Source organism: Pseudomonas sp. zfem005 (genome assembly GCF_032621735.1).
GTDB lineage: Bacteria > Pseudomonadota > Gammaproteobacteria > Pseudomonadales > Pseudomonadaceae > Metapseudomonas > Metapseudomonas solani.
Genome location: NZ_JAVYJE010000010.1, coordinates 33,374 through 45,097, shown reverse-complemented (window position 1 = coordinate 45,097; position 11,724 = coordinate 33,374). Strand labels below are relative to the sequence as shown.

General features: G+C 54.6%; 17 protein-coding genes. 6 read left to right on the top strand and 11 right to left on the bottom strand.

Annotated features, from left to right (window positions below; translation table 11 throughout):
* Positions 1-57: 57 nt before the first annotated feature.
* The 11 genes from RTW82_RS21940 to RTW82_RS21890 all read right to left on the bottom strand — a co-directional run bounded on the left by RTW82_RS21940 (position 58) and on the right by RTW82_RS21890 (position 5,671).
* Positions 58-1,365, bottom strand: a complete 1,308-nt coding sequence (locus tag RTW82_RS21940; protein ID WP_316926481.1) for a zonular occludens toxin domain-containing protein — start codon at positions 1,363-1,365, stop codon at positions 58-60.
* Between the two features lie 14 nt (positions 1,366-1,379).
* Positions 1,380-1,727: a hypothetical protein gene (locus RTW82_RS21935; protein ID WP_316926480.1), complete on the bottom strand. Its 348-nt coding sequence runs from the start codon at positions 1,725-1,727 to the stop codon at positions 1,380-1,382.
* On the bottom strand, positions 1,724-3,019 hold the full coding sequence (locus RTW82_RS21930) for a hypothetical protein (protein ID WP_316926479.1): 1,296 nt from the start codon (positions 3,017-3,019) through the stop codon (positions 1,724-1,726). Before RTW82_RS21930 ends, RTW82_RS21935 begins: the two co-directional genes overlap by 4 nt.
* A gap of 163 nt (positions 3,020-3,182) precedes the next feature.
* Entirely contained in the window at positions 3,183-3,407 is a 225-nt protein-coding gene (locus tag RTW82_RS21925; RefSeq protein ID WP_316926478.1) for a hypothetical protein, read from the bottom strand.
* Positions 3,407-3,676: a hypothetical protein gene (locus tag RTW82_RS21920; protein WP_316926477.1), complete on the bottom strand. Its 270-nt coding sequence runs from the start codon at positions 3,674-3,676 to the stop codon at positions 3,407-3,409. Before RTW82_RS21920 ends, RTW82_RS21925 begins: the two co-directional genes overlap by 1 nt.
* The gene (locus RTW82_RS21915; RefSeq protein ID WP_316926476.1) at positions 3,676-3,813 is read right to left on the bottom strand and encodes a hypothetical protein; all 138 of its coding nucleotides are present in this window, start codon (positions 3,811-3,813) and stop codon (positions 3,676-3,678) included. The genes RTW82_RS21920 and RTW82_RS21915 overlap by 1 nt, the downstream gene beginning before the upstream one ends.
* Before the next feature lie 113 nt (positions 3,814-3,926).
* A complete protein-coding gene (locus tag RTW82_RS21910) occupies positions 3,927-4,352 on the bottom strand; it encodes a DNA-binding protein (RefSeq protein ID WP_316926475.1) in 426 nt (141 codons plus the stop codon).
* 262 nt (positions 4,353-4,614) lie between these two features.
* Positions 4,615-4,818, bottom strand: coding sequence for a hypothetical protein (locus RTW82_RS21905; RefSeq protein WP_316926474.1), 204 nt, complete (start codon positions 4,816-4,818; stop codon positions 4,615-4,617).
* 3 nt (positions 4,819-4,821) lie between these two features.
* Positions 4,822-5,148, bottom strand: a complete 327-nt coding sequence (gene pflM, locus RTW82_RS21900; protein ID WP_316926473.1) for a lysogeny maintenance protein PflM — start codon at positions 5,146-5,148, stop codon at positions 4,822-4,824.
* Positions 5,149-5,151: 3 nt separating this feature from the next.
* Positions 5,152-5,406 (bottom strand): hypothetical protein, encoded by a 255-nt coding sequence (locus RTW82_RS21895; protein WP_316926472.1) that lies wholly within the window; start codon positions 5,404-5,406, stop codon positions 5,152-5,154.
* Positions 5,399-5,671, bottom strand: a complete 273-nt coding sequence (locus RTW82_RS21890) for a helix-turn-helix domain-containing protein (RefSeq protein ID WP_236205822.1) — start codon at positions 5,669-5,671, stop codon at positions 5,399-5,401. The genes RTW82_RS21895 and RTW82_RS21890 overlap by 8 nt, the downstream gene beginning before the upstream one ends.
* A gap of 479 nt (positions 5,672-6,150) precedes the next feature.
* Between RTW82_RS21890 and RTW82_RS21880 the strand changes: the two genes are divergently transcribed.
* The 6 genes from RTW82_RS21880 to RTW82_RS21855 all read left to right on the top strand — a co-directional run bounded on the left by RTW82_RS21880 (position 6,151) and on the right by RTW82_RS21855 (position 11,721).
* Positions 6,151-7,605 (top strand): Eco57I restriction-modification methylase domain-containing protein, encoded by a 1,455-nt coding sequence (locus RTW82_RS21880; protein WP_316926470.1) that lies wholly within the window; start codon positions 6,151-6,153, stop codon positions 7,603-7,605.
* A 14-nt stretch (positions 7,606-7,619) separates the two neighbouring features.
* Entirely contained in the window at positions 7,620-8,687 is a 1,068-nt protein-coding gene (locus RTW82_RS21875) for a DUF262 domain-containing protein (RefSeq protein ID WP_316926469.1), read from the top strand.
* Positions 8,684-9,652, top strand: coding sequence for a hypothetical protein (locus tag RTW82_RS21870; RefSeq protein ID WP_316926468.1), 969 nt, complete (start codon positions 8,684-8,686; stop codon positions 9,650-9,652). The genes RTW82_RS21875 and RTW82_RS21870 overlap by 4 nt, the downstream gene beginning before the upstream one ends.
* Before the next feature lie 320 nt (positions 9,653-9,972).
* Positions 9,973-10,371, top strand: a complete 399-nt coding sequence (locus RTW82_RS21865; RefSeq protein WP_316926467.1) for a hypothetical protein — start codon at positions 9,973-9,975, stop codon at positions 10,369-10,371.
* Positions 10,368-10,907, top strand: a complete 540-nt coding sequence (locus tag RTW82_RS21860) for a hypothetical protein (RefSeq protein ID WP_316926466.1) — start codon at positions 10,368-10,370, stop codon at positions 10,905-10,907. Before RTW82_RS21865 ends, RTW82_RS21860 begins: the two co-directional genes overlap by 4 nt.
* A 37-nt stretch (positions 10,908-10,944) precedes the next feature.
* Positions 10,945-11,721: a hypothetical protein gene (locus tag RTW82_RS21855; RefSeq protein ID WP_316926465.1), complete on the top strand. Its 777-nt coding sequence runs from the start codon at positions 10,945-10,947 to the stop codon at positions 11,719-11,721.
* Positions 11,722-11,724 lie beyond the last annotated feature (3 nt).

The window sequence follows — 11,724 nt, the reverse complement described above, 5'->3', positions numbered from 1 at the left end:
CACTGTGGTGCAACGGGGTTGCCAAAAGCGGTTAATAAGACGTGCTACAGGGACGTCTCAGCGCCAGGGCCGAGACGTGTATTCCGAGTCACCGACCACGGTGACTCGGGGTGCGGTTGAGGCTCCGCCATTCGCCGCGGAGCGCGGGGCGGCCGGCGCTGGCAAGCCAGCGGGCGGCCGTCCCGCGCTCCGGGCTTGAGTAATGGCGGGGTTGGAGACGCGACCGAAGATGTCGATGGGCCAGGACCGGAGGATGTGCTCGACGCCTTCCTTGGTGATGCGAAAGCCATAGGCAGTGCGTTCGATATCCCAGCCGAGGGCGTATACCTCTGCGGCCCCGAATCGCTCACGCACGTGGTAGGTGTTGTCCATGGCCTCGAGCACGAAGTCCCATTTGCGCTTGCCCGGGGTGTCGTCCTGTCGTTCGAGGTAGGCACCGATGCGCAGTCGGTGGGTCTGGGCGAGGTTGTCCAGGTAGTCGATGGCGCGGCGCTCTTTCTCTTCCTCGACCGTGGGCGGGGGCGTGGCTTCGGGGAGCAGCTCGGTGACGGCGATGGGCTCGGTGTCGACCGGTTCTGGCGTTGCTGCAGCGACGATCTCGGCGGGGTTCTGTGTCTCGGCCGTGGTGTTGCCCATCTCCGGATCGGGGTGGAACCACTGCCACATGTAGACGCCTCCGCAGAGCAGGAAAACGCCGTACACCGCCATCCAGAACTTGTGCTTGTCCTGGAACACGGAGTAGCGGCCGTCCTTGTAGTTGGACAGGTTGCCGGTCTCGTCGCGGACGGACTTGTACCAGCCGAAAAAGGCCTTGTTGTACGGCTTGCTGCCGGAGGCGGTCTGCTTGAAGCGGCCACGGCCGGAGTTTGCAAGGCTGGCCCAGTGGTACTCGTGCTCCTTGCCCATCATGTCTTTCTTGGTCAGACGGGTGTAACGCTGCAGGCGCTTGCGCCAGGTGGAGTGGAGTTCGGTGAGGTCCTGGCCCATGACCAGGATGTCCATGCCCAGGTGGCGGTGCTCGGTGACGAACTTGGCCCACTCGGCCGGGAGGGCGTTGCGGTCCGGCGGCCAGTACTGGTTGATCTCGTCCCAGATCCACAGGCAGTCGTTGATGCGCCGCTCGTAGAACGCCTGCTTCACCCAAGCCACGGCCTGTTCATCATCCAGCTCGTCCGGGACCTCAAGGCCGATCAGCAAGCGCTCGACGGTTTCGAGCGGGAGGGCCAGGGACTCGGAGATGAGTTCGTAGTTGAGGCCATAGATGTTGGTGACCACGGTACGCCCGGCGAGCAACGCGTCGTGGATGTGCTGCATGGATTCCAGGCTCTTGCCGGAGCCGGGCAGGCCTTCGAGTCCGAAGATCATGGCTGGCTACCTCCTTACCACTGTCCCAGGGTCAGCACCTTGCGCAGCAGGCGGAAGGCGACACCGGCGGAGATGATCAGGAAGACCAGGTGCAGGTTGAACGCGCCGACGAAGAACTGCAGCGCGGCCGGTAACGCGGCGAACATTGCACCGAGCGAATAGCTGGCGAGGAAGTCCGGCACCGGGATAGCGGTCAGCAGGTAGAGCGCGCCTTCCATGACGCCCTTGAAGACGACCAGGGGCAGGTCCAGGAAGAACTCCATGACATCCAGGAACAGGCCCTTGAGCCATTCGAAGATGCGCAGGAAGAAACGAGCGATCGCGCCCAGCCAGCTGGCGATGGTGTTGATGATGGCGTTCATTCGAGGATCCCCCATCGGAAGGCGACCCAGGCGGCCACCAGGCAGAGCACCGACGAGGCCCAGGGATAGAGACCGAGGGCAAGTTCGGTGCAGAAGAAGTCGAAGGTCAGCGTCCAGTCGAGCGCGGTGAAGCCCATGTCGGCGTAGACGTGCTGCGACCAGATCGGGCAGGCGGCGTTGCCACTGACGTCGAAGAAGCCACCGACGGCAGCGAGGATGGGGGCGGCTCTGGCCCGGGCCATGTAGTCGTCGATGATGCTTTCGCGGGTCTGGCTGGTGGGCTCGTAGAGGTCCTGATAGGCGGGCCCGTCGCAATCGCCGCCGCAGGGCATCGGGGTGGCGTGCTCGTCGTCTTCGGGGCTCTGCTCGTCTACCGGCTCATCGCCTTCGGTGGTGGTTTCTTCGCCGGTCTTCTGGCCGTCCTTGTAATGGATGACGGTCTTGTTCTCGGTCCAGTCAAAGTGGGTCGGCCCGTATCTGATGTTGTAGGTGGTGTTGCTGGTGGTCTGGGTCGTGCCGGTGGTGCCATCCGGGCGGGTGTAGGTGCCCGTGGTGGTGGTGGACTCGCCGGGGACGGTGGCCGGGCCGCTGGTGGAGACGTTGTCGCGCAGGCTCTGCATACAGGCTTCGGGGGAGAGTGAGCCGGCGCAGGATTCCCGCAGCAGCGAGTTGAGCCAGTCAGCGTCCTGGGCGGCGGCGAAGTCGCCGAACTTCTGGTCGATCTCTTCGTCGGTCACCGGGACCGTGGACTCAGGCGAAACGACCAGGGGAAAGTCTCTCTCCAGGGCGGAGGAAACGTATTTGGGCACGCAGTTGTTGATGTATGAGAAAGGCGCCTTTGTATAAGGCGTGTCGCTCTGGACGATGAAGATCCAGCTTCCGCCCCAGCGATAGACGCCATCGGGGTTGGCATGGGCGAAACCGCAAGAGAAGTCGCCTTCGCCGTAGTACGGCAAACCGACTCCGTGCACGGTGCCCGGTACCTTCTTGACCAGCTGCGGCTCGGTGCCGCCACCGGGTTTGACGCCCTCCTCCATGAGCCAGTCAACGGATGCGAGTGCCCCGGCAATAACACCGCCGAGCACCACCTGCCCGAGGTTGGCCTTGAGCAGGCCCTTGGCCTGGTTGATGGTGCGCGGGATGGAGTAGTCGATGGTCTTGAGTACCTTGATCGGCACCTTGCGGTTCATGCGGTTGGCGGCGATGTATTCGCCTTCCATCACGCCGACGTGAAGCACGCCCTGCCCTTTCGTGGCGACGCCCGTCGCAGTGGCGGTGAGGTTGCTGGGCATGGTGACGTGCTGGCGGGTAGCGGCCTGGGCTACCGGTAGAGTGCAAAGCAGCAGACCCCACCACAGACAAAGCCACCGAAGGTGAGCAGTAACAGCCATATCATCGCGAGCTCCAGGAAGAGAGGGGCCGAAGCCCCTCCCTGGTTGGCAGGTGCCGGTTCCGTTAGCGGAAGAAGCCGGCGACCTTGTTGGCGCCCCAGCGGGCGAAGTTGGGCAGAGCCTTCAGGCCACCTTGGGCGACCATGGCGACGACGAGGCCACCGACGGCGATGCCGGCATAGATGCCGCTGAAGTCGGGGCCGTCCGCAGCGAAGGCGGGAACAGCGGTGATGCCGGTGACGGCAATGGCGATGCCGGTACGAGCCAGCAGGTTCTTGAGGTTGGTCATTACAGTTCTTCCTGTGTTGAGTCCCAGAATCCCGCTACAGCGCCGACTGCGCTGGCCACGTAGGCCAGGGCGAGGCAGAGCATGAACGGGGTTGTAAACGCCACAGCAGCCATTCCCGGGTCCGGTAGCGCGAACAGCTGTGCGACGGTCATCGAGCCGGCCCAGTCGGCCGGGGTGATGAGCAGGTAGCCCGTGCATTCGCCGGTGAACTCGCCCGCAGCGACAAGCGCGTTGGTGACTGGGTCGAGGTGAACGCACAAGGGCAGCATCAGTCGTCAATCTCCTGGTCGGTTGCCACGTCCGAATTGCAGAAGGCGCAGAGGCATTCGCCGTCTTCGAAGTAGCCGAACTCGGCTTCGAGGCCGTCTTCGTCGAAGTCGGCGCCGCATTCATCGCAGGTGTACATGGCGGTCTCTCCTGTCAGAGCAGGGTGCTCAGCCCGCTGGACCAGCCCCAGGCGTATCCCGTGGCGAGGCCGGCGGCGAACATCCAGAGGTATCTGGTCATCGGGGGTTACCCTCAGCTCTTGGGCTGGTCGGTGGTGGTCTTGTCAGCGGCGGCCGGGGTGGTCGGTTGGGGCTGCTGCTGACCACGCGGTTGCTGTGTCTGCGGGCGCGAAGTGTGGGCGGGTTGGTCGTCGACGATGGCGACGATGACCTGCTTGTTTTCGATGCGGCCGTATTGGTCGCGGGTGGGGCGGACGGCGGTTTCGAACTTCATCTTCACGGGGCCGCGGGTGAAGTCGATCTGCTCCAGGACGTTGGGGTCGCAGGCGTAGCCGGTGAACTCGAAGCCCCGGGCGTTGGGGCGTTCTTTGGAGACGGCAGGGATCGGGGAGAAGCCCTGCAGGCTGGCGAAGACTTCGCCTGTGTCCTTCTTGGCGTACCAGTCGGTCTGGACGACGAGGATTTCGAGGGTGGCTTTGGCAGTTGGGATATCGAACATGGGTAGTTCCTCTCTCGGTTGCGCGTTATTGCGCGGTCAGTGATCAGCCGTGGGCGGAATTTGGCGTGCAGGGTCCCTCGACCCGTGTGTGGCCGTTTCAGCGGTTGGCTGTGAGTGGTGCGTTATGGGTCAGTGCTGGGAGCGGGTGCCGGCTGTGAGGCCTTCAACACCAAGGGCGCTGCCCTTGTCATCCCGCTCTTGCCGCCGAGGGCTCGGGAGCAGGGAGGGTGGAGCTTCTCCCTGCTCTCCGGCTGAGGCTGTTTCAGGGGGGCGCATGGTCAAGGGTGCGCTGCGCCCGGCGCTCCGTTTGGCCGAACGGTGAAGCGTGTTCGGACAAGCCGGTGCGGCGGCCCTGGACCGGATGGAGCCAGGCGCGGGTGGCGGGGGCCAGGAGGTAGATGCTGAACAGGCAGGGCACGACGAACAGCAACCAGATGACGAGGAAGCTTAGGACGTCAGTGGTCATGGCTCAGTCCTCGAAGGGCTCGTGGATGGGCACGAAGGGGGTGGGTGCTCCGCTGTCGTAGACAACGTACCAATACGTCGGGGCGCGGCGCGCGGGCATGTGTTTGGCGCAGATAAAGCCCCGTTCCACCCGGTACGTCGCATGCACGGAGCGCCACTTTCCCCAGATGTGAGCCAGCGTAATAACGACCGGAAAGAGCCTGGTACGGCGGCAGTCGGTGCAGGGTGTGGATGGGCAGGGCTCGGGCTTCACCTGTGCCCGCGCGGACCAGCAGACAGAGCAGTCGCAGTTCGCGCGGTGCGTTAGGTGCGGGTAGCAGATGGAGTACACGGCTCATGTCCTGACCCCGCGCACTCGGTAGCCCTGTCGGGCGCGCTCGCGGGTGAGGCAGAAGGAGCGGCGGGCTTCTTCTTCAGTCGGGTAGTGCGAGGTGACCTCTTCGATCCATTGTTGGCAGTCGGCGCGGGAGTCGCCCTGGTGCACACGGTGCCAGCGGCGTTGGCGGGTCGGGCCATGGAGGGTGCACATCTCGACGAGGTAGCGCGTTTTGCGGGGCGGTTGGCTCTGGGGGCTGAGGGGCTTAGTCATCGACGTAATCCCCCTGGCAGAAGACTGTCTTGCCGCGGTCCAGGTCCCTGCGGATGCGGTGCAGGTTGATGACCCGGCGGCGGCCGATCTTGGCGGTGGGGATGGTCTTGGTCTCGACCCAGCCGCGCACGGTGTCCTCGGTGATTTCTTCGAGGCCCAGCATTTCAGCCAGGACGAGTTGCGTGCAGAACGGTGCGTCGCGGAAATCGGTGATGCGTACGGGATTCCCTTCGAAGGTAAGCCCCACTATTCCAGACTGTTCCATAGCTTTTGACCTATAATTGAGAGCATCATTAACTAAGTAATAGTTACTACGTAGCCAACCATACCACACCAGCTACTTAGTACAAGTTACTATTTAGATCAAAATGGAATGATAAAAGACAGACTTATAAGTCTTTTCGACTCAAAGCGTACTAGCGTCTGGTTCGAGAAAGAGACCGGCATTGATCGCTACCGCTGGGGAAATATTCGCAGCGGTAAAGCTCGCCTTTCGGATGCGGAAATCGAGGCGGTAGTGAAGCTATTTCCGCAGTACGCTCTCTGGCTGGTCAGTGGTGAGGTGATCCCCGAGTCAGGTCAAGTAAGCCCTGAATACGAGAAAGTTAATCGAAACTTGTCCAATCAGAACGCGGGATAGCGATTACCAAGAAGGTAACTAGGCGCTGGTTTGCCCGAAAATGGCAGGATCGATGCTCTGACAACTAAACTCTTTAATTTTAAATTATTCCATAGGCTTTTTAGATGCTTGAACAAGCAGAAGTAGTGCGACGGGAAATAACACCCAAGATTTCTCGCGCCTATAAAGAGGAACTTGGCCAGTTCCTAACCCCATCTGATATTGCGAGGTTCATGGCCTCACTTTTCTCAGAGGAAAGCCTTGCACAATGCAACATATTAGATGCAGGCGCAGGGGTGGGCGCTTTATCTTGCGCTTTGCTAGACCGCCTTCCTAAAAAGAAAGAGCTGGATGTGTCGGTAACCGCGGTGGAAGTTGACTCCGCGCTAATCCCGCACCTAAGTCAGCACCTAGGCGGATACAAAGGCTGCTCCATGACAATCATTCAAGAGGATTTTATAGAGTTTGCAGCCCGAAAAATCACTTTTGAACCGTATGAGACATTTACACACGCAATCCTCAACCCGCCATATAAGAAAATACATAGCACATCCAAACATCGAAAGCTTTTGCGCACAGCTGGTATCGAGACGGTCAATCTTTATTCGGCTTTTGTTGCCTTAAGCCTTAAGCTAATGAAACCAGGCGCAATTGTCGTTGCTTTAATTCCCAGAAGCTTCTGTAGCGGTCCCTACTACAAAAAATTTAGGGACCTCATACTCGAAGAGTCCTCAATTCAACATATACACCTATTTAACTCTCGAACCAAAGCATTCAAAGATTATAACGTTCAACAAGAAAACGTTATCATCGTCCTTCAGAAGAAGGGAACACAAAGAAAAGTCAGGATCACGACATCCACAGATGAAAAGCTAAGTGATCTTACCGACAACCTGCTAGACTTCGACGAAATAGTTCAACCATCCGACAAAGAAAAATATATACATATTCCCACGCGCGAACTGATCATCACCGAAGAGCAGCTCTCTAAAATAATCCACTCCCCTGAAGATCTTGGCTTCCAAGTTTCCACTGGACCGGTTGTGGATTTCAGAGTTAAAAAATATCTTACAAATGAAAATCGGGAAAACTCTGCACCATTAATACACCCGATAAATTTAAGAGACCATGAAGTCCAGTGGCCAATTACTGACACCAAACGCCCTTCAAATATAGAAATTGAAAAAGACACCTTGCGCCAGTTGCTCCCCATGGGGTACTACTGTGTTGTAAAAAGATTCTCACCTAAAGAACAAGAGCAAAGAATAGTTGCCAGCACAATTAACCCTGCAAACTTCCCTGATCATGAAAAAATCGGGATAGAAAATCACCTCAACGTACTACACCACAACAAGCAAGGCCTAGACGCAGAATTTGCAATGGGATTAACAGCATATTTGAACTCCTCCATCGCAAACCTGATATTCAAAAAATTCAGTGGGCACACTCAAGTGAACGCCGAAGACCTAAGGAAACTTAAGTATCCTTCCGCCGAAGCATTGAGGGAACTTGGGAGCTGGATAAGAAATCATCCATCCCCATCCCAGAATGAAATCGACACTACGCTACTTAACTTATAGAAAGGGAAATCAAAATGCAGCGCCGCCCCTCTACTCAAGATATTACCTGGCTCCTAGACCTGCATCAGAACAATCAGCTAAATCTCACTCCACCCTATCAGCGTCGGAGTGTCTGGACGAGCCGGGACAAGCAGTTTTTCCTAGATACAGTATTCAGAAACTATCCAAGCCCCGCTGTTTTTCTCCATAAAACGATAAGCGAAACAGGTAAGGCCACGTATCACGTGGTTGATGGTAAACAGCGAATTCAAACCATTCTTGATTTCGTTGAGAACAAAATCCGCGTCGGCAAAGAATTTGGTGATGCTCGACTAGACGGTAAAAGATGGAAAGACCTAAACGCTGAAACAGATCTTAAGCAAAGATTCTGGAATTATCAGTTGACTGTAGAGCTCATAGACTGGGTTGATGGAACCGTTGTAAACGAAGTTTTCGATCGTTTGAACCGTAATGCCAGAAAGCTTACAAACCAAGAGCTTAGGCACGCCAAATTCGAGGGTTGGTTCTTAAAAGAAGCGGAGTCGGAGTCAGAGCGTGACGATTGGCGAGCCTTGGGCGTTTCCACAACCGCCCGCGTAAAGAGAATGCTTGATACGCAGTTCATTTCCGAACTTATGCTTGTAGTTATAGACAATAGTGTTCGCGGCTTCGATCAAGAAGGATTGGATGAAGCTTATGCAATGTATGATGATCCTGCCGAGACTGCCCCTGAGTTAGATATTGACGAATTTAAACGCCGTTTCGCAGAAATCCGTCAGCATATTATCGAGATGGAAAGTCATAATAGCTGCATCACTACACACGCCAGAGGAGTAGGTCATCTCTACACTCTGTGGTCAGTATTTGCACTAAGCCAAAACTGGCCTTCAGCCCACGAATCGGCAGAGCTGTACGCAAACTTCATGCGAAAATTTGAGGAAATTGCGGAACAACAGAATCTTGAAGAGTTTCTCGCTCAAAAACCTCAAGGAGAGTACACAAACGTCATTCAATATTTCAATTTCTCTAGAGGCGCCAGCACCGACGGCGGGCCGCGCATTGAGCGTCTTAACGCTCTCATGCCGGAGATCATCAGAGAATGAAAATCCCAGCATCTATTCGAACCATCTATGAAGATCAACGCGACCTCAACGAAAAATTGAAGCTCGAAATTGATAGCAAGATAAAAGGGCTAATCGAGCCAAGATGGCACTACGAAAGTAGGGTTAAGGAGCTTATTAGCTTTGCTATAAAACTTGAGACCGGCCGAGTTCTCAAACCTCACGAGCTAGAAGACTTCTTCGCCTGCACCATCGTAGTCCAAAATGCATCACAGATTAATGTTGCATATGAGAGAATAAGTGAAAATTTCGTAATATGCGAAAAGCGCCCGAAATCAGATGACTTTACCAGCAAAGCATCAAACTCCTTCCCATTTGACGACTTAAGGCTTTATTGTAAACAAAAGCCAAACCCGATACTGCCGCCAAAAGAACTCTCTGAAGTAATCTTCGAGATACAGATAAAGACTTTTCTCCAGCATGCCTGGTCAATTGCAACGCACGACCTAGTTTATAAATCAGATGATGCGAACTGGAGTCAAGAACGCATTGCCTATCAAATAAAAGCAATGCTGGAACACGCAGAGGTTTCCATTCAGCAGGCTTCAGACCTAGCAAACTGCGAAGCACTTAAGAAAGATAATCGAGAAATTCTATCAATCAAAAAATCTATCGATATAATAAAAAAGAATTGGAGCAAAGAAGATCTTCCTCGCGACATTCGACGAGTCGCACAAAATATCTTGAGCGCTTGCCAGCTGATAGATATCTCCCTGGAGGTTCTAGACGCACTACTAGATGAAAAAAAACAACAACGAGGAGGGACTCACCCTCTAAATACCTCTCCCTACTCTACAGTTGTTCAATACATAATAGAAAGCAACGAAGCTGGATTTCTGGCAGCGATCCAGTCAACAAAAAAACGCGGAAAAATACTGATCCCATCAGAGCTAATTCTTCCGACCACACTCGATAGAACCAGATCCGTTAACGCAATATTTCTCTAGCAGCCCCAAACATCGGTGACTACATCGAAGGCTTCTCACGAAAGACTGTGGTTCTGTGAGGTTGGCATAAGGCTACAAGCCCCGATTTATGGGTCTTTGGGTAGCGGTAGGTCGCCCCTCACATAATTCATAATGCTGGGGTCCGGGGTTCAAGTCCCTGCGTAGCCACCATACAAAACAAAGGGTTAGCTTCGGCTAACCCTTTGTGCTTTCTGGGGTGTTCATTTCTTGACGCCTCTCTTCCTAGATCCGCTTTACCTCCCCGAAGAAACTCCCTTAACCTCCTGTGGCCTTTTGGCATTACTTACAAGGAGGTTTTGATGTTCGGTATCCCATGGAACGAATTGCTTCTGCCATTCGCCTGCGCAGTAGGTGCGATTTTTGGCAGTATCGCTCAAGCAATAGTCGCCACCATTCAGATTGATGGCCCCCCGAACAAGCTCGGCATACTCGAAATAGCCCCGCCGGAACTCGCAAAGATCAGAGGAGTATGGATTTCCATGCGAATCTTTGTCGGCGCGGTATTGGGTTTTGTCGTTGGCCTGTACTTCATCGGAACACTCAATAACGAAACCGGCACTTTCGCCCGAATTTGGGCGCTTTCGTTCGGCGTAGGGTACGCAGCGCCAAAAATCTGGGTTGCTCAAGAAAAGGCTCTGCTAAAGCGAATCACCTCCGACGAAGCGCGTGTACCCGATCCCCAGGATAAACCGCTATGAGCGCAGCCCTCAGCGAACAGCAAGAGCGCATCATTCTGAAAATTGGAAAGATGATGCTCAACCTCCAGAACTTCGAGCGAAAGCTAAAGGCAATTCTCACAGCACGAGAGTTGCAGGGACCTGTGGACGAGCTACCTGCCATCAGCCAAGCGAGGCATTCCAGTTATGCCAAAACTATGCTTGGCCTCTTAGCAGGGGAACTAACGAAGAAGGCCATTCGCTTTTCAGGTGACCATGAGGAAGAATGCGAAGTACCTGCTGACCACTTTCGAATGTCACTCACCTTTCACCTCTCGCCTGCTGAGCTTGATGAGTTCACGGAGCAGTTAAGAGCATTAGTCGATGACCGCAATAAGCTAACCCACAAATTCACTGAAATGTTCAATCTTCAGGCCCCAGAACAGTGGGACACAGCAGAAAAATTCCTAGACGGCCTCCGAGCTAAATTTACTCCCTTGAACTCGAAGGTTGATCACTGGATATCGATGTTTCCTGCCATATTCAAGGCGCTTGATGAAGCCATGGAAATGACCTAGATAGCTCATCCTCTAGTTGAAGCCGACGCAATCGAAGATGCCCCTGAGCAACTGCACTAGCGGCATTACCCTAACCAGGCCAGAGAAAAAAGCAATGCGACTCCACTTATTTCTACTAATGCTCTTTTGCTCTGGATGCATACCTACAAAACAAATAACCCCAACTACCGACGAGGGTAGCTTCATCTTAAAAGAGGACATCCTTGAATTTCACAAAGGTGGCTTCGGGGATTTATACCTTTCAGGCTTGATAAAAGGTGAGTACATCGCAATAGGGCATGACAAGAGCGGAATTTACTACCGTGGCCCACGTCGATGCCTAGTCTTGCTCGACGAAGAGCAAGGTCGTCATTTCCTAGCTACTGGTGAGCGCCCAAGCGCAATAGAAGACCCTAATAAAACCAACGTCCTAACCGGAGACGAAGGTGGCGTCTATGTTCCTTACAACATGGATGAGGAAACACCTTGGTACTTCTATTACGGTGATTACCGACATGTAACAGGAGACACTGACTCCAAAATACCACCGTTACCAAAATCCGATATAAATGCACCAACACCAGAGACTACTCCAGCCGCTGCTAGAAGCGAACGAAACTCCTTATACTTCAACAATCAAACCAGCTATGGCTCCGCATCACCAAGTGACGTCGCTATGGGAAATGCCATAGGAGCTGCTATCGGTCGCCAATGGGGCTTATCTGGGCTTCGAGATGCACAGGGCGGAATAATCCAAGGAGGAAATGTTAGAAGCAATAAAATCCTTGAGATTATTCGTGCCGCTAGAGCGGCGCATATGTCGACTAATAGATAGGGA